This is a genomic window from Aridibaculum aurantiacum (assembly GCF_017355875.1).
In the GTDB taxonomy this organism is placed as follows: domain Bacteria; phylum Bacteroidota; class Bacteroidia; order Chitinophagales; family Chitinophagaceae; genus Segetibacter; species Segetibacter aurantiacus.
In genome coordinates this window covers 1-20,814 of sequence record NZ_JAFEWC010000004.1, presented here as the reverse complement: position 1 = coordinate 20,814, position 20,814 = coordinate 1, and the positions used below count along the sequence as shown (strand labels likewise).

Annotated in this window: 17 protein-coding genes; 12 read left to right on the top strand and 5 right to left on the bottom strand. The window is 45.6% G+C overall.

Annotation, left to right across the window (positions count from 1 at the left end):
* The first annotated feature begins 109 nt into the window (after positions 1–109).
* The 10 genes from J4N22_RS18410 (at position 110) to J4N22_RS18365 (ending at position 13,263) form a co-directional block, all read left to right on the top strand.
* Entirely contained in the window at positions 110–3,133 is a 3,024-nt protein-coding gene (locus J4N22_RS18410; RefSeq protein WP_207497049.1) for a SusC/RagA family TonB-linked outer membrane protein, read from the top strand.
* 18 nt (positions 3,134–3,151) lie between these two features.
* Positions 3,152–4,756 (top strand): RagB/SusD family nutrient uptake outer membrane protein, encoded by a 1,605-nt coding sequence (locus tag J4N22_RS18405; RefSeq protein WP_207497048.1) that lies wholly within the window; start codon positions 3,152–3,154, stop codon positions 4,754–4,756.
* Positions 4,757–4,776: 20 nt separating this feature from the next.
* Positions 4,777–5,598 (top strand): SusE domain-containing protein, encoded by an 822-nt coding sequence (locus J4N22_RS18400; protein ID WP_207497047.1) that lies wholly within the window; start codon positions 4,777–4,779, stop codon positions 5,596–5,598.
* A 57-nt stretch (positions 5,599–5,655) separates the two neighbouring features.
* Positions 5,656–7,413, top strand: a complete 1,758-nt coding sequence (locus J4N22_RS18395) for a SusE domain-containing protein (RefSeq protein ID WP_207497046.1) — start codon at positions 5,656–5,658, stop codon at positions 7,411–7,413.
* 213 nt (positions 7,414–7,626) lie between these two features.
* Positions 7,627–8,502 carry a YicC/YloC family endoribonuclease gene (locus tag J4N22_RS18390; protein ID WP_207497045.1) on the top strand — a complete coding sequence of 292 codons (876 nt, stop codon included), beginning with the start codon at positions 7,627–7,629 and terminating at the stop codon, positions 8,500–8,502.
* A 79-nt stretch (positions 8,503–8,581) separates the two neighbouring features.
* On the top strand, positions 8,582–9,040 hold the full coding sequence (locus tag J4N22_RS18385) for a gliding motility lipoprotein GldH (RefSeq protein WP_207497044.1): 459 nt from the start codon (positions 8,582–8,584) through the stop codon (positions 9,038–9,040).
* Positions 9,041–9,045: 5 nt separating this feature from the next.
* Positions 9,046–10,023: a sensor histidine kinase gene (locus J4N22_RS18380; protein WP_242692296.1), complete on the top strand. Its 978-nt coding sequence runs from the start codon at positions 9,046–9,048 to the stop codon at positions 10,021–10,023.
* A gap of 115 nt (positions 10,024–10,138) precedes the next feature.
* Positions 10,139–10,837 (top strand): response regulator transcription factor, encoded by a 699-nt coding sequence (locus J4N22_RS18375; RefSeq protein WP_207497043.1) that lies wholly within the window; start codon positions 10,139–10,141, stop codon positions 10,835–10,837.
* Between the two features lie 30 nt (positions 10,838–10,867).
* On the top strand, positions 10,868–11,416 hold the full coding sequence (locus J4N22_RS18370; protein ID WP_207497042.1) for an RNA 2'-phosphotransferase: 549 nt from the start codon (positions 10,868–10,870) through the stop codon (positions 11,414–11,416).
* A 347-nt stretch (positions 11,417–11,763) separates the two neighbouring features.
* Entirely contained in the window at positions 11,764–13,263 is a 1,500-nt protein-coding gene (locus J4N22_RS18365) for a hypothetical protein (protein ID WP_207497041.1), read from the top strand.
* Positions 13,264–13,368: 105 nt separating this feature from the next.
* Here J4N22_RS18365 and J4N22_RS18360 read toward each other — a convergent pair whose 3' ends face one another.
* From J4N22_RS18360 to J4N22_RS18340, 5 genes are all read right to left on the bottom strand, one after another.
* On the bottom strand, positions 13,369–13,890 hold the full coding sequence (locus tag J4N22_RS18360) for a hypothetical protein (RefSeq protein ID WP_207497040.1): 522 nt from the start codon (positions 13,888–13,890) through the stop codon (positions 13,369–13,371).
* Between the two features lie 119 nt (positions 13,891–14,009).
* Positions 14,010–14,723, bottom strand: coding sequence for a hypothetical protein (locus tag J4N22_RS18355; RefSeq protein WP_207497039.1), 714 nt, complete (start codon positions 14,721–14,723; stop codon positions 14,010–14,012).
* Positions 14,724–14,858: 135 nt separating this feature from the next.
* Positions 14,859–15,230, bottom strand: coding sequence for a DUF4260 domain-containing protein (locus tag J4N22_RS18350; protein ID WP_207497038.1), 372 nt, complete (start codon positions 15,228–15,230; stop codon positions 14,859–14,861).
* A 17-nt stretch (positions 15,231–15,247) separates the two neighbouring features.
* Positions 15,248–15,805: a hypothetical protein gene (locus J4N22_RS18345; RefSeq protein WP_207497037.1), complete on the bottom strand. Its 558-nt coding sequence runs from the start codon at positions 15,803–15,805 to the stop codon at positions 15,248–15,250.
* A gap of 102 nt (positions 15,806–15,907) precedes the next feature.
* Positions 15,908–17,092 (bottom strand): helix-turn-helix domain-containing protein, encoded by a 1,185-nt coding sequence (locus tag J4N22_RS18340; protein ID WP_207497036.1) that lies wholly within the window; start codon positions 17,090–17,092, stop codon positions 15,908–15,910.
* A 191-nt stretch (positions 17,093–17,283) separates the two neighbouring features.
* On the opposite strand from J4N22_RS18340, the gene J4N22_RS18335 reads away from it, so the two are divergent.
* Together J4N22_RS18335 and J4N22_RS18330 are read left to right on the top strand one after the other, a co-directional pair.
* A complete protein-coding gene (locus J4N22_RS18335; RefSeq protein WP_207497035.1) occupies positions 17,284–18,324 on the top strand; it encodes a hypothetical protein in 1,041 nt (346 codons plus the stop codon).
* Positions 18,287–20,647, top strand: a complete 2,361-nt coding sequence (locus J4N22_RS18330; RefSeq protein WP_207497034.1) for a hypothetical protein — start codon at positions 18,287–18,289, stop codon at positions 20,645–20,647. The genes J4N22_RS18335 and J4N22_RS18330 overlap by 38 nt, the downstream gene beginning before the upstream one ends.
* The last annotated feature ends 167 nt before the right edge of the window (positions 20,648–20,814 follow it).

Sequence of the window (20,814 nt, the reverse complement as noted above, 5' to 3'; positions counted from 1 at the left end):
TCTTTTGCGGCCTTACTCCACTATACACAGCAAGAAGAAGAACGACTTATTTCTTAATCCTCATAAAAATCAGAACAGCGCCTTTTTGTAAACTCGTAAATTTTAAAATATGACCTTTAAACGACTGCTCTTTGCTATGGTCTTGCCCTTGCTCCTTTTTACAGGACAAGTAATTGCGCAAGACAAAGTAGTTACAGGACGCGTAACCGATGCCGGTGGAGCTCCTGTTGCTAATGCCTCCGTTGTAATGAAAGGAGGTACAACTGGTACCTCAACTGCCGCTGATGGCAGCTTCTCTTTAAAAGTTCCTGCCCGGGCAACATCCATTGTGATCAGCTCGGTAAATTTTACCACACAAGAAGTGGCCATTGTTGATGGTCCTATTAACGTGGTGCTGGCAGGTGCTACCGCTGCACTCAACGAGGTGGTAGTAGTGGGTTATGGTACCCAGCGCCGCCGCGATGTTACAGGTGCTGTTGCCACCGTTACTGAAAAAGATTTCCAGAAAGGAAACATCGTTTCAGCGGAGCAACTGATAGCCGGTAAAGTAGCGGGTGTTCAGATTTCACCTTCCAGTGGTGCTCCTGGTGCTGGTAGCCAAATAAGAATTCGTGGTGGTGCTTCGCTAAATGCGAGCAACGATCCGCTGATTGTAATTGATGGTGTACCTGTAGACAATGGTGGTGTAGCTGGTTCTGCGAACCCGCTCAACATGATCAATCCAAACGACATCGAAACTTTTACTGTACTAAAAGATCCTTCTGCTGCCGCTATCTATGGTTCAAGGGCATCTAATGGTGTTATCCTTATTACTACCAAAAAAGGTAAAAGAGGTAGAGTTGTTTACAATGTAAATGCTCAGGCATTTGCTCAAACTCCTGCCCGCAAGGTGGATGTGCTTTCAGCAGACCAGCTGCGTAGCATAGTAAACAGCAAGGGTGCACCTGGTGATGCAGCTAAACTTGGAACAGCTAATACTGACTGGCAGGATGAGATTTTCAGAACATCTTTTGGCCAGGATTTGAACATATCTGCATCTGGTGCAATAGCAGATGGTAAACTGCCTTTCCGTATTTCTGGTGGCATGCTAAACCAGGATGGTATTTTGCGCACCAGCAACTTCAACAGGCAAACATTGGCCATCAACCTGAGCCCACGTTTCCTGAAGGACCAACTGCGTGTAGATATTAATTTAAAAGGTGCAAGAACAGGTAATCGTTTTGCTGACGAAGGAGCTATCGGCTCTGCAATAGCATTCGATCCTACACAACCAGTACGTACCAACAGCAACCGCTTTGGTGGCTATTTCGAATATTTAGAAACAATTGGTATTGGACAGGTTCCAAGAGATCTTGCTCCACGTAACCCGGTTTCTTTACTTGAAATGCGTGAAAACAGGAGCGAAGTATTCCGCAGCATCGGTAATGTTCAGTTCGACTATTCACTTCCTTTTGTAAGAGGCTTGCGTGCTAACCTGAACCTAGGATATGATGTACAAAGTGGCGAGGGTACTGATGTTGCCAGCGACAGTGCGGGTGCATTTTATCGTCGTTACGAAATTGGCAGGAACCGTGCAGGTACTGCAGACAGCGTTCTTCATTATGGTGGTATGCGCAACCGTTATAAGAGCCAGCAGCGCAACCTGCTTCTCGATTTTTACCTGAACTATACCCGCGACCTTACCAGCATCAATAGCCGTTTGGAACTGATGGCTGGTCATGGTTACCAGGATTTCAGGTTTACTAATTTTAATTATCCTGACTTCAGATTCAATGGAAGTATAAGACCAGAGTCTACGCCGCAGTTCCCAATGAACCAACCGCAGTTTACACTGATCTCTTACTACGGCCGTTTGAATTATACCCTTGCCAATAAGTATGTAGTTACATTGAGTGCACGTACAGATGGTACATCTAAGTTCAGCCAGGACAATCGCTGGGGCTTCTTCCCTGCTGCTGCCTTTGCATGGCGCATCAACGAAGAAAGCTTCCTGAAAAATTCCAATACAGTATCTGACCTGAAATTGAGAGTTGGTTATGGTGTTACAGGCCAGCAAGGTGGAATTGATTTCTATGGCTACATTCCTCGTTATACGCTTAGCAATAACACAGCTCAATACCAGCTTGGCAACACTTTCTACCCAATGTTGCGCCCACAGGCTTACGATCCAAACCTGAAGTGGGAAACAACAGAGAATGTAAACGTAGCTCTTGACTTTGGTTTCTTTAAAAACCGTATCAATGGTTCGGTAGATGTATTCTCTCGTAAAACAAGAGACCTGCTGAGCGTAGTGCCAATTGCTTTGGGAACCAACTTCAGTAATGAGTTGTTGACAAACGTTGGTAGCATAGAAAGCCGTGGTGTGGAAGTAACCATCAATACTGTGCCTATTCAGCGTAAGGATTTCACATGGGATGCAAACTTCAACTTTACATACATCGATCCTAAGATCAGCCAGCTACTGTTGAACCCTGATCCTTCTTTCCGCGGAAATCGTTTTGGCGGCATCCAGGGTGGTACAGGTAACACTGTTTTAATCCACAGTATCGGGTACCTGCCTTCAAGTTTCTATGTACTGAAGCAAGTATATGATGCATCAGGACGCCCGATAGAAGGTTTGTATGAAGACCTGAACCGTGATGGTGTTATCAACGATGACGACCGTTACCAGTACAAGTCAGTTCAGCCTCGTTACCTGCTTGGCTTTAGCTCAAGCCTTACTTATAAGAAGTGGGCTGCAGGTTTTGTTGCACGTGGTAGCTTCGACAACTATGTGTACAACAACGTTCACTCTAACTTAGGAACACAACGTGCCATCTTCAACCCCCTTGGTTGGATGAACAATGGTTCTACCAGCTTCCTTACTACCAACTTTGTTGGTGCAGATCCAAACTTGTATGTATCTGATTATTTTGTTCAGAACGCTTCATTCCTGCGTATGGATAACATCAATGTTTCTTACGATGCAGGTGAGGTTTTCAGAGGTTCAAGACTAAGAGTTTCAGCCAATGTGCAAAATGCATTTGTGATCACCAGGTATTCTGGTATCGATCCTGAGATCAATGGCGGTATAGACAACCAGTTCTATCCTCGTCCACGCACATTCACTTTAGGCTTCAACCTGAACTTTTAATTCAAAACAACGATTGAAATGAAAAAGCTAATAACATATAGTATTTGGGTGCTGATGGCGGCAACGCTGCTGGTAGCATGCCACAAAGATCTTGATAGGTTCCCGCCCAACGATGTAACGTCGGCGCAGGTATACGGCACTGAAGGAGGTTACCTGCAGGTGCTTTCAAAAGTGTACGGTTCAATGGCGCTTACCGGTAATGCTGGTCCTGCTGGTGCAGGTGATGTAGCAGGTATAGATGAAGGTACCTCTGACTTCCTGCGCCTGATGTGGATGGCACAGGAGCTAACCACAGACGAAGCAGTAGTTGCCTGGAACGATGCCGGTATCCGTGACTTCCACAACCTGAACTGGAGCGCTAACAATGGTATGTTGAACGGGTTGTACAACCGCTGTTTTTATATCATTACACTTTCCAACGAATTCATCAGGGAAAGTTCTCCTGAAAGGATCAGCCAGCGTGGATTAACAGCTTCTGCTGATAATATACGCAAGATGCGCGCTGAAGCAAGGTTTGTAAGGGCGCACGTTTATAGCGTACTGCTTGACCTTTTTGGAAATCCAGGTTTTACTAATGAAGAAACACCCATAGGTGCAGGAAATCTTCCACAGCAAATAACCAGGCAGAACCTGTTCAATTTTATAGAAGCTGAACTGAAAGCAATAGAACCTGAAATGGATGCGCCAAGAGCTGCACCATACGGCAGGGCTGACAGGGCAGCTGCATGGGCACAGCTGGCAAGGCTTTACCTAAATGCAGAAGTTTATACAGGAACTGCAAGGTGGAACGACGCTATTACCTATTCTAAAAAAGTAATAGATGGCGGCTATACGCTGATGCCTAACTACAGCCACTTGTTTATGGCTGATAACCATGTTAATAACACTGAGTTTATCTGGACATTGAACTATGATGGTGTACGTACAAGGAACTTTGGAGGAACTACATTCTTAATCAATGGTTCAACAGGTGGTGGCAGCACCCCGCATAAAGACCTTACCGGCCTTTCTGGCTGGAGTGGTCTGCGCACAACACGCAACCTGCCAGAAAAATTCCCTGGCTTCCCTAATTTTTCTTCATCAAACATTACCGACAGGAGAGCACTTTTCTTCACTGACGGGCACAATGTAGAAATCTCTGACATCAGCGTATTTGAGCAAGGTTTGGGTGTAGCTAAGTTTAGAAACCGTACCCGCACAGGTGGCTATGGTAACGACCCTGAAAGAACTTACTCTGATGTAGATTTTCCTGTTTTCCGTTTAGCTGAAATGTACCTGATATACGCTGAAGCAGTATTGCGCGGTGGAACAGGTGGTAACCAGAATGAAGCACTGACCTATTTCAACACGCTACGCCAGCGTGCATATGGAAATGCATCAGGCAATGTTTCTGCACTGTCGCTTGACCTGCTGCTGGATGAAAGATCCCGTGAAATGTATTGGGAGGCTGTTCGTCGTAGCGACCTTATCCGCTACAACAGGTTTACTACTGCAGCTTACCTATGGCCATGGAAAGGCGGAGTACAAGGCGGAACAGCAGTATCATCTAATTACAGGTTGTTCCCATTACCTTCTACTGAGGTAAGTGCTAACCCTAACATCAGGCAAAACCCAGGGTACTAATCTTCTAAATAATCATAATTATGAAACGATATATGAATTGGTTTTTTTCTGCTGCACTCACGCTGGTTGTACTGGCGGGTTGTAAGAAAGAAGAGAACAGGGTTGTTCTGCAAGGAGGAACAGCGCCTAAACTGACTGCTACAGTTACAGCCAACAAAGTGCTGACAGCAGCAAGAAAAGACGAAGTGTTTGCACAGCTAAACTGGACCAACCCGGATTATATGTTCAATACCGGTGTCAGTTCTCACAATGTAACCTACCATTTACAGGTAGATACAGTTGGAGCAAATTTCACCAATCCTGAAAAGGTGGAAATAGCTATCAGCAACGACCTGTCGCGTACAGTAACGGTAGCAATGATGAACAACTACCTGACCCGGATGAGAATGGTTGCAGAGATTCCGCATAACATTGAGATCCGCATTGCTTCCAGTATTAATGGAACTGCTCGTTTATTCTCCAATGCTATACAAATAACAGGCGTTGTGCCTTACGAGGATTTTGCTGTGCCTCCTCCTACAAGCAACGAGTTGTATATGACTGGTGATGCTACCGCTTCAGGCTGGACAAATTCACCACCTGCAGCTCAAAAGCTTACCCGTGTAGACAGGGGAGAATATTTCATCATCACGCAGCTTTCTCCGGGAACCATGTATAAGTTCTTATCGCACCCAGGGCAGTGGCAACCACAGTATGGTGGAAGCAGTGCTACCGGTGGTGATATAGGTGTGAACCTGGGCGGCGGCAGCGATCCTGATGCCATTCCTACACCTGGTGATGCCGGCACTTACAAGATCACCCTGAATTTCAGAACAGGTAAATACACGGTAGTAAAACAGTAATAGTAAACGGTTGGCTGCCCCAACAAAGGCAGCCGACCAGCTAATAAATTATCAGATATGAAAACTCTTTTTAAACTTCTTTCTTTCACACTGGTAGTGGTGCTATCCATCGCCGGCTGTAGAAAAATAGCAGACCTTCCTTATTATGGAAAGGGTACTCCTGTTACACTGACAGCTTCGCGTACCACTGTAGCTCCTACCCCTGCAGATTCTAATACTGCTGTGGTTTCTTTTTCATGGACAAGTCCCAACTACGCCACCGACAGCAACAACTATAAATATGTAGTTGAGATCGATTCTGCTGGTAGGGATTTTTCACGTAAAGTAACCAAAGAGGTTACCGGTCAAAGAAGTACTTCTTTCACAGGTAGAGAACTGAATGCTATTCTACTTGGATATGGCTTCCAACTGGGTACACCATATAACATGGATGTTCGTGTGGTTTCTTCTTATAAGAACAACAACGAGCAGTACATGTCTAACGTGGTTCGCCTGACAGTTACTCCATTCACTGACTCTTCTACGCTTACCAGCACTGCCACCACCGTTACAGGTACATTGGCCTCATCTAGTCAAAATGCGCTGACGTTTAACTGGACACCTTCTTTTGTAGGTTATACAGGAATGATCACTTATAGCATCCAGTACGATTCTGTAGGTAAAAACTTTGCTAGTCCTAATGAATTAGCAGCAGGAGCTAACACCTATAGCTTAGCATTAACTCAAGGACAAATAAACGAAACAGCTCTTACTGAAGGTGTAGCAGGCGGCACTACCGGAAGATTGGAATACAGGGTGAAAGCTACCACTGCACAAGGTGCAGTTGCTTTTAGTAACAGGGTTGCCATTACTGTAAATACTTACGTGCCATTGCTGCGCCTGTACATGCCGGGAGGCTACCAGGCTGCTACCGGCAACGGTACCGATTGGGAACCAGGCAATGCGCCTGAATTCATTCGCGACCTGCGCAGTGGCTTGCTCAACAAAATGTACTACACCTACATCTACCTGCCTGCAGGTGCTGAATTCAAAATAACTGAAGGCCGCTCATGGAGTACAAACTACGGTGGCACGAATGGCAACCTGTCTGCTGGTGGTGCGAACCTTTCAGTACAAAATGCTGGTGTATATCGCATAAGCGTAGACCTGGCAAATATGAAATACGATATCCGCGAAGGCAGAATGGGTATAGTTGGTGATGTGAATGGATGGTCTCCTGCTTCGGCTGTAACCACACATTCATTGGGCTATGCCGGAAGAAACCTTTTTGTTGGCGTTTTCGATCTTCCTGCAGGTGGATGGAAAATGATTGATAATAACGAGTGGAACAACGGTAGCAATACTGTAACTGAAACCCGCAGCTATGGTGCAGCTGGCGGCACCGGAACTACTATGGAAGTAAATGGTTCTAATTTCCCTAACATTCCTGCAGCCGGCAGGTACAGGGTAATCTGGGATGGCAGAGATCCAGACAACATTAAGTACGAGTTGATGCTGGCTCCTGAAATGCGTTTGGTGGGTGATGGTATAAACATGGCTGGCGTGAATGATTGGGATCCTGCATCTTCTCCAGCTATGCAATTTTCAGGAAATGGTATATGGACGTTGACTGTAGGTTTAAAAGCGAATAAGGATATCAAATTCCTTTCAGGAAATGCATGGGGCGCATTTGATTATGAAGATGCCGGTCCTGGTGCTGCAGCAAATACAAGAAGAATACGTTGGGAAGGCGGTGATAACTTTAAGACACCTGCAACCGCTGGTACTTATACGATTACGCTCAACGAACGTACCCAAACAATGACCATTCAATAGCTACCACAACTCTGTTCGACGATATAAGGTAATTAAACAAAAGCCGGTTCTTAAAAGAGCCGGCTTTTACTTTTTAGCACAACCACCTTTTGCCTTATTTTTACCCGAATAACATTTGCCGTTTTTGTTGCATACAACCCCAGTCAGCACTGCATTTTGCAGGTTGAAAAGGCGGTTCAACAGGAAGGACAATTAATCAACTTATACATTATTATGTTGCATTCAATGACGGGCTTTGGCAGGGCAGAGCGGGCAGTAGGAGACAAAGTATTCCTGGTAGAACTAAAATCACTGAACGGCAAACAATTCGATCTTAGGATCACTATTCCGCCATTGTTGAAACCATTCGAATTTAATATCCGCAACCTGCTGCAGGAAAAGCTGGTCCGTGGTAGTGTAGAATGTATTGTGTATATAAAGCAGAATGGTTCTTCTAAACCTGTTTCTATAAATAAAGAACTGGCAAAGGCTTACTACCAACCAATCGCAGAATTGACGCAGGAATTAGGTTTGGATGCAGGCTCTGTTTTAAGCACGTTGCTTAAGCTTCCAGATGTTATCACACCTACCAATGATGTGCTTACAGATGAAGACTTCAAAGGTTTTGAAGAAGTGCTGCTGGATGCGATCAACCAGTTGAAACTGCATAGGGTGGACGAAGGAAAGTCGCTAGAAACTGACCTGATGCTGAGGATAGAGAACATTCTTTTGCAACAAGCTATTGTAGCCAGGCTGGAACCATTGCGCCAGCAAAAGATCCGCGAAGGCCTGAAGCGTGTGTTGGAAGAAAACGTAGGTAAGGAAAGCTACGATGACAATCGCCTGGAGCAGGAGCTGATATACTACATCGAGAAGATAGACATAAGCGAAGAGCAGGTAAGGCTTAAAAACCACTGCGATTACTTTAGGAGCATACTGGCAGAGCAGGACGAAAGCAAAGGAAAAAAGCTTTCCTTCATCATGCAGGAAATTGGGCGCGAAATAAATACTACTGGCTCTAAAGCTTACGATTCAGAAATTCAGAAATATGTAGTGCTGATGAAAGATGAACTGGAAAAGGCAAAAGAGCAGGTGCTGAACGTTTTATAAGGCAAAAGGCAAAAGTCAAAATTGATAAAGTAGCAAGCTAACTCTACTCATATTCATAACTCTCAATCATAACTCACTCTTGAACCGGTTTTACCTCTTCTTATTATTGATTGTTGCAGCTGTTTCGTGCCAGCCGATAGATGTTTTTGAAAAGACCAAGTTCTTTCCAAAGCACGAATGGAGCAGCAAGGAAAAGCCATCTTTTACTTTTGAAATAACAGATACAACTTCTTTGTACAACATCATGCTGGTGCTGCGTCATTCTGATGCATACCGCTACAACAACATTTGGGTAAAGCTGAATATCAAAAGCCCTGACGACAGCACCAGCTTGCGCAGGCAGTTTGTGTTAGCCAATAGTGCGCAAGGCTGGTTGGGCAGTGGCATGGATGATATATTTGAACACAGGCTACCTTTCAATGATAAACCTGCACCACTAAAAGCTGGTACTTATAAATTTACCCTTGTTCAAGACATGCGCGAAGATCCGCTGGATCATGTGCTGAATGTGGGGATCCGCGTACAGAAGGTCAACTGATCACTATGAGTATGTTCACCACCAGGAAACTTGCCATTATCACCGTAGTTTACTGGTTCTTGCTTTTATACATCATTGCCGCTTTGATCTTTTGGTTCATTTCGCTGCAATCGCAGAACGAAAAGATGACGGAGCTGTTGATAAATGAGCTTATCCCATCTGATCCGCAATTACAGAAAAAAGAAGCAGCCATCTACGACGCATACAAGCGCAAAAAAGCACAATACATAGGTGAAGGTGTTACCTTTTTAGCTGTAATAGTAGTGGGAGCTGTTTTTGTTTATCGCGCTACCCGCCGGCAGTTCATGGTGTCGCGGCAGCAGCAAAATTTTATGATGACGGTCACGCACGAGCTTAAAACTCCTATAGCCGTTGCTCGTCTCAACCTGGAAACACTGCTTAGGCGGGAGCTTAATCCTGAACAACAAAAGAAACTGGTAAGTAATACGCTGCAGGAGGCTGACAGGCTGAATGCACTCGCCAGTAATATTCTGCTTGCATCGCAATTAGATACCGGTGATTACCAGCTCACCAAAAGCAATATTAACTTGAGTGACCTGGCGGAAAGAACGGTTGATGATTTTTCCAGCCGCTTTGCCCAACGTATTTTTTTGGAAGAAATACAGGATGGTGTGCAGATATATGGCGAAGAATTGCTGCTGCAAATGATGATGAACAACCTGGTTGAAAATGCCATAAAGTATTCACCCAAAGACAAACCAGTAAAGGTGACGCTGCAGAAGAAAAACAACCACGTTATTTTTTCTGTAGAGGACGAAGGCGCAGGTATAGCAGAAGAGGAGCAGAAAAAATTATTTGAGAAGTTTTACCGCATTGGCAACGAAGCTACACGTACTACTAAGGGTACAGGATTGGGTTTGTTTTTATGTAAAATGATTGCAAAAGACCACAACGGGCACATTAGTGTTTCAAGTGCAAAAGGTGAAGGGACAACTTTTACAGTCACCTTCAGGACTAATTGATCTACCTAAATTTTCCGCTTGTCAAAAGTGAAGCATTGGTGCCTTGCACTTTGCTTTGCAGTGCATGCAGTAAATTGCAGTGCAACAAGATTACAATCCTCCAACTTCAAATAGAATGGCAAGAGCAAATATTTTACTGGTAGAAGACGAAGAGAACCTGCATGAAGCGCTGAAGCTAAACCTGGAACTGGAGGGATACGAGATCACTTCTGCATACGATGGCAACGAAGCATTGAAAGCAGTTAAAGATGAATATTTTGACCTGATGATCCTGGATGTGATGCTGCCGCATGTAGATGGAATATCCGTAGCTGAAACAATAAGACTGTCGAATACTGAATTGCCCATACTAATTCTTAGTGCGAAGAACACCAGCGCCGACCGTGTATTGGGTTTGAAAAAAGGTGCAGATGATTATATGGCAAAACCCTTCAACCTGGAAGAGTTGCTGCTGCGGGTAGAGAAGCTGATCAAGAAGAATAAGCAACTGCAGGAAAAGGAAACCATTGGCGATACCTATCGTTTTGGTAATAACGAGGTAGACTTTAAAGCACAAACAGCTATAACGTTCAGCAAGCAGGCAATAGAGCTGAGCAAGAAAGAAACCATGCTGCTAAAGCTGCTGATTGAAAATAAAAATGAAGTGGTGACAAGGGAGAAAATCCTTCAATCAGTCTGGGGATACAATGTATATCCTACCACCCGCACAATCGACAACTTCATCCTCAACTTCCGCAAGTATTTTGAAAAAGACAGCCGCAACCCGCAGTTCTTCCATTCTGTAAGAGGTGTGGGATATAAATATGCGGAATAGGTTTTCTTTTTCTTCTTCACGTTGAATCGCATGAATTACGAACAACTTTTAAAATCAACCAGCAAGTTTCTTAGCCTTGTATTGCGGCACCGGCCGGAGTTGATCGGTCTTCGTCTGGATGAAAAAGGTTGGGCCTCTACGGCTGAATTGTTGGAGAAGCTAGAGGCATCTGGCAAAGCTATCACCAATGAGCTGCTTGCGGAAATGGTAGCTACCAATGCCAAGCAACGCTTTGCATTCAATGAAGACAAATCCATGATCAGGGCGAGCCAGGGCCACTCAATCCATGTTGACCTTGAGCTGGCGCCAGTGGAGCCACCGGTACAGCTTTATCATGGAACAGCAGAACAAAACCTCGCTTCTATTTTAGCGCATGGTTTAGAAAAACGCGGTCGCCAGCACGTTCATCTTAGTGCAGGTATATCTACAGCCCTTCAAGTTGGGCAACGACATGGTAAGCCGGTGGTGCTGGTAGTAGATGCATTGCAGATGCATGAACAAGGTTTTGCATTCTTTCTTTCAGAAAATAATGTTTGGCTGACGGATCATGTGCCGGCAGAGTACCTGCGGCGGCAGTAGATTCTACTCCTCATGAGCCTAAAGTAAACTTGTAAAGGTTTCTTTTCTTCTTAGTTGTTGTTGTCACTTTTCTATTTGCATATAGTGCCTGCCTAAAACAAGTAACCAGTTACCAGTCATTGCAGAGCCGCCTCAGTTCTTACGGTTCCGGCCGTAGCCGGAATTGCGGCTTGCGCAGCTTGACGTAAAGTAAGAAGTGCAGCGGCGGCGCAATGACGAGGCCACGCGGCCTGAGTAACTTTTTATCTCCATAGACGCTCCATCATTCATCCCGATTTTAATCCCCTACCTCCTCATTTTTCAGATGATGTTCGTATTTTTTCCACCCTTAACTGAACCTTCAGCTTATGAAACACATGCTGCCACCATGCTTATTCATCCTGTTTGCATTCCTATTTTCCTTAGCTGCCAGTGCTCAACCCTATAAACCAGGTGATAGAGTAGAGGCATCATATGCCGGCGACTGGTTACGCGCCACCATAATCAGGGACTTAAAATCAGAAGGACGTGAAGGTATTTACCTAATTAAGTACGACGACTACAGTGGCAACCAAACCATGGCTGCTAACTTGATCCGTCCGCCGTACCGCCCCAATGCAAGTCAATCATTCAAGGTAGGAGACCGTGTCCTTTTTCTTAGATGGGATAATAAGGAATATGAAGGGCAGGTAGTGGCTGTAGATGATAAACGTTACCAGTTGTCTTACGTCCGTGATGGTTTCACCAATACAGAATGGGTTTCAGAGATTTCTGTTAAGGCATCTAATGCTGCGCCTCCGCCTCCACCTCCACCAGCTAACCCACCTGCAAATGGAAGTAACCAGGGAAACAACGGCCAGGCAGGTAACCAGCCAGGAAATAATGCAGGAGCACCTGCTGTACCGGGTGCATTCAAGCCCGGCGATCGCGTAGAAGTTTCCTATTCTGGTGACAGGGTAAGAGCCATCGTCAAGAGCAATCTTCAGCCCAATGGCAGCGAAGGCACCTACTTAATTAAATATGATGACTATAGCGGTGAAATGAACCTGGCAGCTAACCTGATGTTCCCGCTATACCGCCAAAACGAAGCGCAAACTTTTACACCTGGTAGCCGCGTTCTCTTCACGCGGTGGGATAACAAGGAGTATGAAGGTGAAGTGGTGGGTGTTGACGGGAAACAATATAACATTACCTATATCCGCGATGGGGTTAAGTCGACCGAATGGGTTTCTGAAATAAGGGTTAAAGCAGCTAACAATGCTGCGCCTGTTGCCGCCGCTAATTTTCCTGGTCAGAAGTACAAGATCGGCGACAGGGTGAGGTACGACGGTGGTAATTTCCTTACCGGCCCGTACTTCGGAACCATCATCTCGGTGGATGTAGATAAACGCAGCTACACCGTAAAAGATGAAAAAGATGCCAGCAGTCGCTATTCTTATCCTTGCTATGGCGTAATAGCCCCGGGCGAGAAACCTGATAACAGCTACTTCATTGGAAAGTGGGACATGTATGTCTCCGGCGCCACATTTACCTACAACAAAGGCGACGACAAATACCGACGCATTAGTGGTGGCATGAAACTGCAGCCATTGGATATAAAAGCGGATGGTACTTATACCTGGCAGATGGATAAAAAAGTTATCAGGGGCCGCTGGACGGAGCGCGGTGATGTGCCGGGTATAACGCTGCTGAAAGGTCACGATGGCTTAGACTGGACCGTATACCAAAGTACCGAAGCGGCGGCAACCAACAAAAGTACCCGGGATGAGATCCGCCTGCACCACCAGCCAACCAATACCGGCTACTACATGGGCTACCGCATTGGCCAGAACAGGAGCTGCGTGCTGGCAAATAGAACTTTCCGCTAGTAGAAAATGGTTGCTGGCCTGGAGGTTTCAGACCAGCATAAGAAAGAAAGACATAAAAAAGAGCTGCTAATTGGCAGCTCTTTCCATTCATATATGAACAATGTTTTACCTGGTAAACAAGCCAAGTAGAGAGGCGATATCCAGGTTGCCACCTAACAAGCTACCGAGGTTCAGGTTGCTGCCCAGCAGGTTCACCACCCAGCCATAATCGCCAAGTAGAGAAGCTAAAGCGCTATTTCCTGCCAGACCCTGGCTGAGCGCACCACTGCCCAGCAGCGAGTTGTATTGCTGCGACTGTTGCGGGGATAGTAACGCATGAAATCCATTCTGATGTTGTTGAACAAGGTTTAGAACAGCCATTCTTTTTTGTTGTTGCGGAAGCCTGCTATTGCTGTTCATAGATTGAAGACGGCTAGCCAGGTTTTGGTTTAGCCTATCTGCCTGTACACGCTGATTTGAAGAAAGGTTGAGTTGGTTATACAACTGCCCCTTTAGTTTTGTTGGCTGCGAAGCCGACCACGACTTATTCTGCTTCCAATGTTGTTTTTGTTTCGACTTCCTTTCCTGGGCCTCCACTGACCCTGCCACCATTAAAGTGATCACTGCACTGAGTATAAATTTTTTCATGTTTTTGAAGTTTAAATGTTCAAATGATAGATACTGTGCAGTAGCTAGTGTTTAACCATCAACTGTTAATAGAAGAATAAGAGATGTGCCTGCGGAAACAGTAGCCAGCTTGAAAAAACCTACTGCAGGTACTTTAAAAAATATTCAGCAAGAAAAGGTTTTCCCAAAGCATGGTAAGGCACCCACTGCTGTTGGTCCGGTAGAAAAACCTCAACCGCTGTAGGATCGGGGAAAACTTTGTAGTCGAAGCGGGTACTGTCGGGGCTGATATAGCCGGTGTAGTAATACGTCTTTTGCAGGTCCAGCGCATACTGCAGCTTTTGCAATACCAGGAACTTTCCGAGGCTGTAAGCGTGGTATGCGGGGTGGTAAACATTCATGATGCCCGCAATAGACTGTTGTCCTACATCAAAAAAGCCGGTAGCAACCAGCTGCGCACCGTGCCTTACCTGCACCATCAGCGAATCAAAAGGATGAGGTAAAAGATCGGTATGTAAATATTCAGCACAACTAGGGGATACGGAAAACACTACATGATCTTTATAAAGCGCATACAGATCTTCAATTTCTTCAGTAACACAGGCTGGCAAAATAGTAGTAGTAAACTGGCTGCATTTCTTCAGGATGTTCCGCGCCGACCTGTTGAGCTGGCAACTGCTGACGCGTGTACGTAGCCAGAAAACCGGTATCGGTTCTTCGTCTTCTTCAATTTGCGTGTCGTTGGTGGTAAACATCAGGTGCTGCATGCGATAATAACCTGCAGCCAACAGGTTATCCATTGTGTCTGCCCTGAAGCCATCATCACCGGGAATAAAGTAGCGGAAACTGTCCATACGTGTGAAGCTGCAATTTAACCAGAAGAAGAATGCTAAATGCCGTTCCGCTTATTTAGAAAGTAAGAGCAGGAGAAGCACCTCAAACCTTCTAAAAAGTCGTAAGTATTCGCGGAATGTTTTAGAAAAGCCGCGCTAGTTACTGGCGCGGCTTTTCTCTTTTCCAATCCAGCCAAGGTGGGTATGGCTAAAGCTATCCGGGTACTTTAACCCGTAGCCAAGCATCCTGTCAAGGGCAGAATGTCCAAAAAGGATGATGCCAATTATTACCAGGTAATCCGCCTGCAGCAGGTAACCGGCAACCAGTGTGGCAATGGCTACTGCCTGGTGGTGAAACAGGTTGTAGGCGGCAGCTCCTACACGGTTGTTGAAAGCATAACCTATCATACTTAAGTCGGGCAGGAACAGCAGGGCAAAGTAGAGCCACCAGCTATTTCCGAGTTGAATGAATACAAGAAACGAAAGAAGAAATTTTGCTGCTTCTTCCAGGTTGATCAGCTTTTTCATTGTAAAATTTTTGGTGATTAGAAACGGTAGCCAATGTGTACAGTAGGAAAAAAGCCCCAGTTGCTCTGCTTGTAATGCATATTCTCAAACTTCACTTTTTGTAAGTGCATGTTGTAGTCTACGCTCACCCACGGTGCTATGTATAGGCCTTTGCGGGTGCCATCTTTTTCCTTCTGCAGGAAAAGCCGGTAACCAAGATGAGCACCCACACCCACAGAATTTCCCGTTGCAATGGTTGAAGTAGCCTGGTGTCTTGCCTCGGTAGTGGTATAACCAACACCTAAGCCAGTATACAGACCTTTTACATTTCCCAGCAGGTAGCTGGTTTTAAAACCGAAGCCTTTCACTTTTTCAGTAAAACCTTCATTACCATGAACACTTGGCGGCACCTCCAGCCCATAGAAGCCGGCGTCGTACTTCATGTTTTTAGTATTGTATGAAACGTGACCTGAGTAGCCTTTGAAGAAGGCATATGCCAATGGGTCAATTTCAATTTCCCAGGTAGAACTGGTGGTTTTTTGTGCTGCTGCTTGTAATGTTAGGAACGTAGCGATGATGATGGAAATCTTTTTCATGATGATTTTTGTTGTGGTTTGAAAACACAAAATTGATCATCAAAAAGCGGCTAATCGACTGATTTTCAAAAGTCGGACGTGCTGATTTCGGAAGTCGAACGCCTACGCCGGGGTGGTCTCGCGGAATTGGGTGGGGGTAAGGCCGGTGAATTTCTTAAAAGCAGTATTGAAGGATGATTTGGAATTGAAGCCACAATCCATGGCTATTCCAAGTACTGAAAAATGTGCTAGTTCCGGATCTTTCAGCCGCTTTTGTACTTCTTGTATTCGCTTACTATTGATGAAATCAAAGAAGCTGCCCTTATAGTAGCGGTTGATCAGTTCTGAAGCTTGGTAAGGCTGAATATGCAGCCGATAGGCCAGTTGAAGAAGCGTCAGATCATTATCCAGGTGTAGGCCCTCTTTTACCAGCTCTTCCAGTTTGGTTACTAACTGCGGGTAATCCTCATCACGTATATGATGTTTCGTACGTTCTTTTTCCTCCTGCAGTACCTCTTGTATTTCTTCTGGTTCGGCAGGTTTTGCAGGCAGTTCTGGCGGCAACGGAGTATCAGTCATGGTTTCTACCTGTTCCGGCAGTACAACAGCTGGTCTTGACCAGGTGGCGTAGGCAACGCCATAAATTACAATGCCCACCGTTAGGCTGATCAATCCGTTGATGAAGACAATATTGATGGAAGTAAAAAAGCTGGCGATAAAAGTGCAGGTGCCAACTACAGCAACGGCTAAAAAGAGTTTCAGCAAGCGGCTTACCGTTGCCAGTGTTACCTTTTCAATATTTGAAAAATTATCTTTTATCTGTTTCTGGAACGCCACTACCAGTTGCAATGAAGCCAGCATGTAAATGGTAACATGTACCGTACGTACAAACTGCACTACCATCGTTTCCGTGTTCATTGTTTTGTCAGCAAAAAGCCGTTCTACATAAGCTATTTTGTCGTCGCCACTCATGGCATAGAACGGCAGCAGGTACAGCACATATAACAAAAACGGCAGGAAATGCAACAGCCATTTTTTGGGTAACTGGCCGCGGGTAAGGCAGCAGATATAGATAAAAAGTAATGGTCCAAAAACGAAGACCAAAGGATCGCCTACGCGTATGAAGTGCGGAAGGAGAACGTAGTAGCCAGCTAATCCCATGGCTGGTCCCAGTATGGCTATTGACATAGCCAGGACCAATGCAGCCAGTACCCGCTGCGCTACACCTTTATTAGTGTTGATGAGCAGGTAGCAAAGGAAGAAGCCTTGAACAGCTATAGCAAATATGACTGCAGCTAAAAAGTTCATGAGTTTAGGATGAGCGAATCTAGTAAGCTTTTTTGAACTGGCGGTATAGAGGGTGAAAGCGAAATAGAAGGAAGTAACTACATCATACGGTAATAAAAGTTCTTGGAGATGGAATGAAATCGCCTGCCACAATTCTTCCTCTTCCGTACATTTATACATCTATGCTCCCCGCCCGATCTCGTTTAAAAAACATGCTGCTCCTGCTGGCGCTGGTTGTGTTTATTTGCAACGCCTGCAAGCAAAAACAACCGGCGCAGCATTCATTTTATTATTGGAAAACGAGCTTTTCTGCCGATAGCACTGCGAAGCATTTTATAAAGAAGCATGACATCTCACACTTTTACATCCGGTTGTTTGATATAGATTGGAACTACCAGCAGTGGATGCCGGTGCCACGTGCGGAACTCTCCGTTAGTCAGCATGCTGCGCCTTACCTGCAGGGCAGCTATACGCCTGTTATATACATCACCCAGCAAACCTTTATGCGGTTGACCGGCTATTGGCGCGATTCGCTTCCACACAAAGTGCGCAACCGGATTCTGTTTTTGCATAATAAACTAAGCCAGGCCAACGTAGCTGCTGGTGGTCCTGCACTGCCTGAACCTGCAGAAATACAGTTCGATTGCGATTGGACAGAGACAACAAGAGACGACTATTTCAACTTCCTGCGGTATATGAAGAGCCTTTTCCCGGGCAAAACAATTTCTGCCACTATAAGGCTGTACCCTTACAAGTACCACCACAAGATGGGTTTGCCGCCGGTAGATAAAGGGCTGCTGATGTGCTACAATATGAGCAACATAAAACATGCAGCTACTACCAATTCTGTTTTTGACATAAAAGACCTGGAGCAATACCTTACCATCAGCAACTACCCGCTACCTCTTGATGTGGCGCTGCCGGTTTTTGGCTGGTATGCATGGTTTCAGCAAAACAACTTCAAAGGGTTGCTTCATGATGCGCAGTTTTCGGAGCGGATGGCAGATTCAAATCATTTTGTGACCACTAACCAGGGCATACAAGTGAAGGAAGATATAGAGGTGGGGGCACATTATCTTCGGCAGGGTGATGTACTGCGTGTAGAATACCCATCAGAGGCTGCATTGGAAGAGGCAGCAAAACTGTTACGCCAAAAAGTTCCTTCCGCCAAACGCATAGCACTTTACCATTACGACCCACAACTTGTACAGCGATATGAACAAGCTATCAAAAAAATATTTACAGCGCTTTAGCCTGCTGCTGGTGTGCCTGCTGCTGCCCTGGACGATCATCCTTTGTTGCGGGCCTTCTCTTAGCAGCGATGAGCAGCGGTTCTCCCTTTTCAACAGCGGGCTTGAGGCTCCTGCAGGTCTTAAACCATTTACCTATTCGCAGCAGCTGTACCAGTGGGAGCCGGAGAAACAGCCTGATTATATACGCAACTGTAACGAGTGGGTGAGCTATAGTAGTAACAAAGCAAAAGAAGCTGATGTATACAATGTGCAATATGAAACGCCACCAGATATTTTTGTTCAAGCTTACAAGCGGAACAACTGGAAATCGTTTGGTAACAACAGTTTCATTAAGTGGCTTATACAAAAGGAAAATGCTGCAGCACTCCAGTACATGGTACTTGCCAAGCAGGCAGAAGCAGTTGATTTTGCACAACCCGATCCGTGGGATACAACGGTGGAGAGGCAGAAAAAGGAGGTGGCAAAACTTGCGCAACTTTCGTTTCAGAAAATTGCTACTGCCCCTGCATACCTGCAGCCGCGCTATGCCTTCCAGGCTATGAAGCTGTGGGCGTACATCGGTCGCGAAGGATTTGGCTTTGCCCCGCAAATGCGCCAGGCATATGAGCGTCACCTGCAGGGGAAGCCTACAATTGTGGCAGCATGGGCAAACATTTATTATGCAATGGTATTGCAGGATCGAAATGAGCAAACCCGCTACCTCTTAAAAGCATTTGATGAATCGGAAGAAAAGAAGCAGTATGCTTTTTTACATGTAGAAAAGGATGACCTGGTGCAACTGCAACAAGTAACAAAAGATCCAAAAATGCTGGCGCTGGTGCATGCGATGCAGGCTTATAAAACGAATGGTCGCGCACTAAAACACCTGCAGGCACTGGCGCGCTACGATGCTGTTGAAAAATACCTGCCCATGCTGGTGGGACAAGAGGTGAACAAACTGGAGACATGGCTTTGGACACCTGCTATGTTAGGCTTCGAATATGAAGAGCGGGCAATGGAGGAATATACACAAGCTGAACTGGACAGGCTGAGAAGGACAGATGTGCAATACCTGGGGCAGTTACGCGCTTTCGTAGAAGGACTGCAGATGAGGCGCCGCAAGCCTTCGCTGCAACTGGCACTTGTTCACCTGTACAACATGGAGCGGCAGTACAACAAAGCAAAACAGCTGCTGCAAACGCTGCCGGTGTACATGAACAAACAACTGGAAGTACAGCGACTGGTAGAACAGGTGGTGGTAACGGCACATACTACAGATATCACTTCACCGCAAGCTAAAGCGTTACTGGCTGCGCAGCTCAAGAAGCTATACCAGCTGAATGAAAGCTACAGGAAAAGAACTACTAAAGACTACACCAGCTACGATGATGAAGGTGCCGAACGAACTGATGACTGGGCCGAGCTGGTGCTGATGCTTAGCAGGGGTTATGAAAAGAAGAAGGATACACTTACCGCCGGCATGTTGTATACCAAAGCAGGCGTTATCACCAATGCCTACGATGGATGGAGTGAGGGTGATGTGGGTTATGGTCATATAGCCTGGTACGACAGGTTTGCTTCGCCGCATCATATAGATAGCCTGCTGGCGCTGAAACATAAGAAGGATAAGACAGGTTTTGAGAAACTGTTAAGCCCTGTGCGGTGGGCAAAAGATGATATGTATCGAGATGTGAAGTTGACGATCCTCTTCAGGCAGAAGCGATATGCTGAAGCGTTGGCTGTGGCAAAGCAGATGAACCCGAGCTTTTGGGAAGACAACTATGAGTATGCTGATTTCCTCCCGCTGACACATATCACCAATACTGGTTTTGCACCACAAACAAAAAGCAGGAATGCATATAAAATGGTGAGCAAGCGGCTGGTACTGGAAGACGTGGTTAAGATCACGAATACCATCAACAATGCTACCAATGATGAAGCAAAGGCTGCGGCCTATTATCAACTGGGAAATGTGCAGGTAAATACATCCTACAACGGCAAGGGATGGATGATGTTTAGTTATGGCAAATCAGCAAATGAAGATTATGCAGAAAGTATTTACCCGCAGGCACATTGGTTTGGTTATACATTCTGGCCAAATGGCCACCGCTATGGCGATGACTACTATAGATGCCGATCAGCAATGGACAACTTTCGCAGGGCAATGTCGCTAACTAAAAACAACGAGCTGAAAGCTAAGTGCCTGTTAGGGTTGGTCGCCTGCAGCCGTTTCCAGGAAAACAGTAGTACCACTTATCTCCGCCAGCTTAAGCAATACCGTAATACTGCTTCAGTACGTGAAGCAGCTATAGACTGTCCGGATGTGAGGGAGTGGGTGAGGTAGATGTTGAGTTGGAAGTTGGGGGTTGGAAGTTGGGCGTTAGTGTCACGTCCTGAAACTGGTTGACATATTGAAGTAATTAAACTCAATCAATATGTCACAAAAAGTAGAGAGAACAGTCATCCGGTACAGTAATAGCTTTAAGCTAATGGTTGTCCAGGAGATTGAAG

Excerpts from the sequence above, each read along its gene's own strand:
- J4N22_RS18335 (WP_207497035.1), top strand. The coding sequence starts at position 17,284 with ATGCTGCTCCTGCTGGCGCTGGTTGTGTTTATTTGCAACGCCTGCAAG.
- J4N22_RS18360 (WP_207497040.1), bottom strand. The coding sequence starts at position 13,890 with ATGAAAAAATTTATACTCAGTGCAGTGATCACTTTAATGGTGGCAGGG.
- J4N22_RS18345 (WP_207497037.1), bottom strand. The coding sequence starts at position 15,805 with ATGAAAAAGATTTCCATCATCATCGCTACGTTCCTAACATTACAAGCA.
- J4N22_RS18370 (WP_207497042.1), top strand. The coding sequence starts at position 10,868 with ATGAATTACGAACAACTTTTAAAATCAACCAGCAAGTTTCTTAGCCTT.
- J4N22_RS18355 (WP_207497039.1), bottom strand. The coding sequence starts at position 14,723 with ATGGACAGTTTCCGCTACTTTATTCCCGGTGATGATGGCTTCAGGGCA.
- J4N22_RS18405 (WP_207497048.1), top strand. The coding sequence starts at position 3,152 with ATGAAAAAGCTAATAACATATAGTATTTGGGTGCTGATGGCGGCAACG.
- J4N22_RS18400 (WP_207497047.1), top strand. The coding sequence starts at position 4,777 with ATGAAACGATATATGAATTGGTTTTTTTCTGCTGCACTCACGCTGGTT.
- J4N22_RS18330 (WP_207497034.1), top strand. The coding sequence starts at position 18,287 with ATGAACAAGCTATCAAAAAAATATTTACAGCGCTTTAGCCTGCTGCTG.
- J4N22_RS18410 (WP_207497049.1), top strand. The coding sequence starts at position 110 with ATGACCTTTAAACGACTGCTCTTTGCTATGGTCTTGCCCTTGCTCCTT.
- J4N22_RS18380 (WP_242692296.1), top strand. The coding sequence starts at position 9,046 with ATGAGTATGTTCACCACCAGGAAACTTGCCATTATCACCGTAGTTTAC.
- J4N22_RS18390 (WP_207497045.1), top strand. The coding sequence starts at position 7,627 with ATGTTGCATTCAATGACGGGCTTTGGCAGGGCAGAGCGGGCAGTAGGA.
- J4N22_RS18350 (WP_207497038.1), bottom strand. The coding sequence starts at position 15,230 with ATGAAAAAGCTGATCAACCTGGAAGAAGCAGCAAAATTTCTTCTTTCG.
- J4N22_RS18365 (WP_207497041.1), top strand. The coding sequence starts at position 11,764 with ATGAAACACATGCTGCCACCATGCTTATTCATCCTGTTTGCATTCCTA.
- J4N22_RS18395 (WP_207497046.1), top strand. The coding sequence starts at position 5,656 with ATGAAAACTCTTTTTAAACTTCTTTCTTTCACACTGGTAGTGGTGCTA.
- J4N22_RS18340 (WP_207497036.1), bottom strand. The coding sequence starts at position 17,092 with ATGAACTTTTTAGCTGCAGTCATATTTGCTATAGCTGTTCAAGGCTTC.
- J4N22_RS18375 (WP_207497043.1), top strand. The coding sequence starts at position 10,139 with ATGGCAAGAGCAAATATTTTACTGGTAGAAGACGAAGAGAACCTGCAT.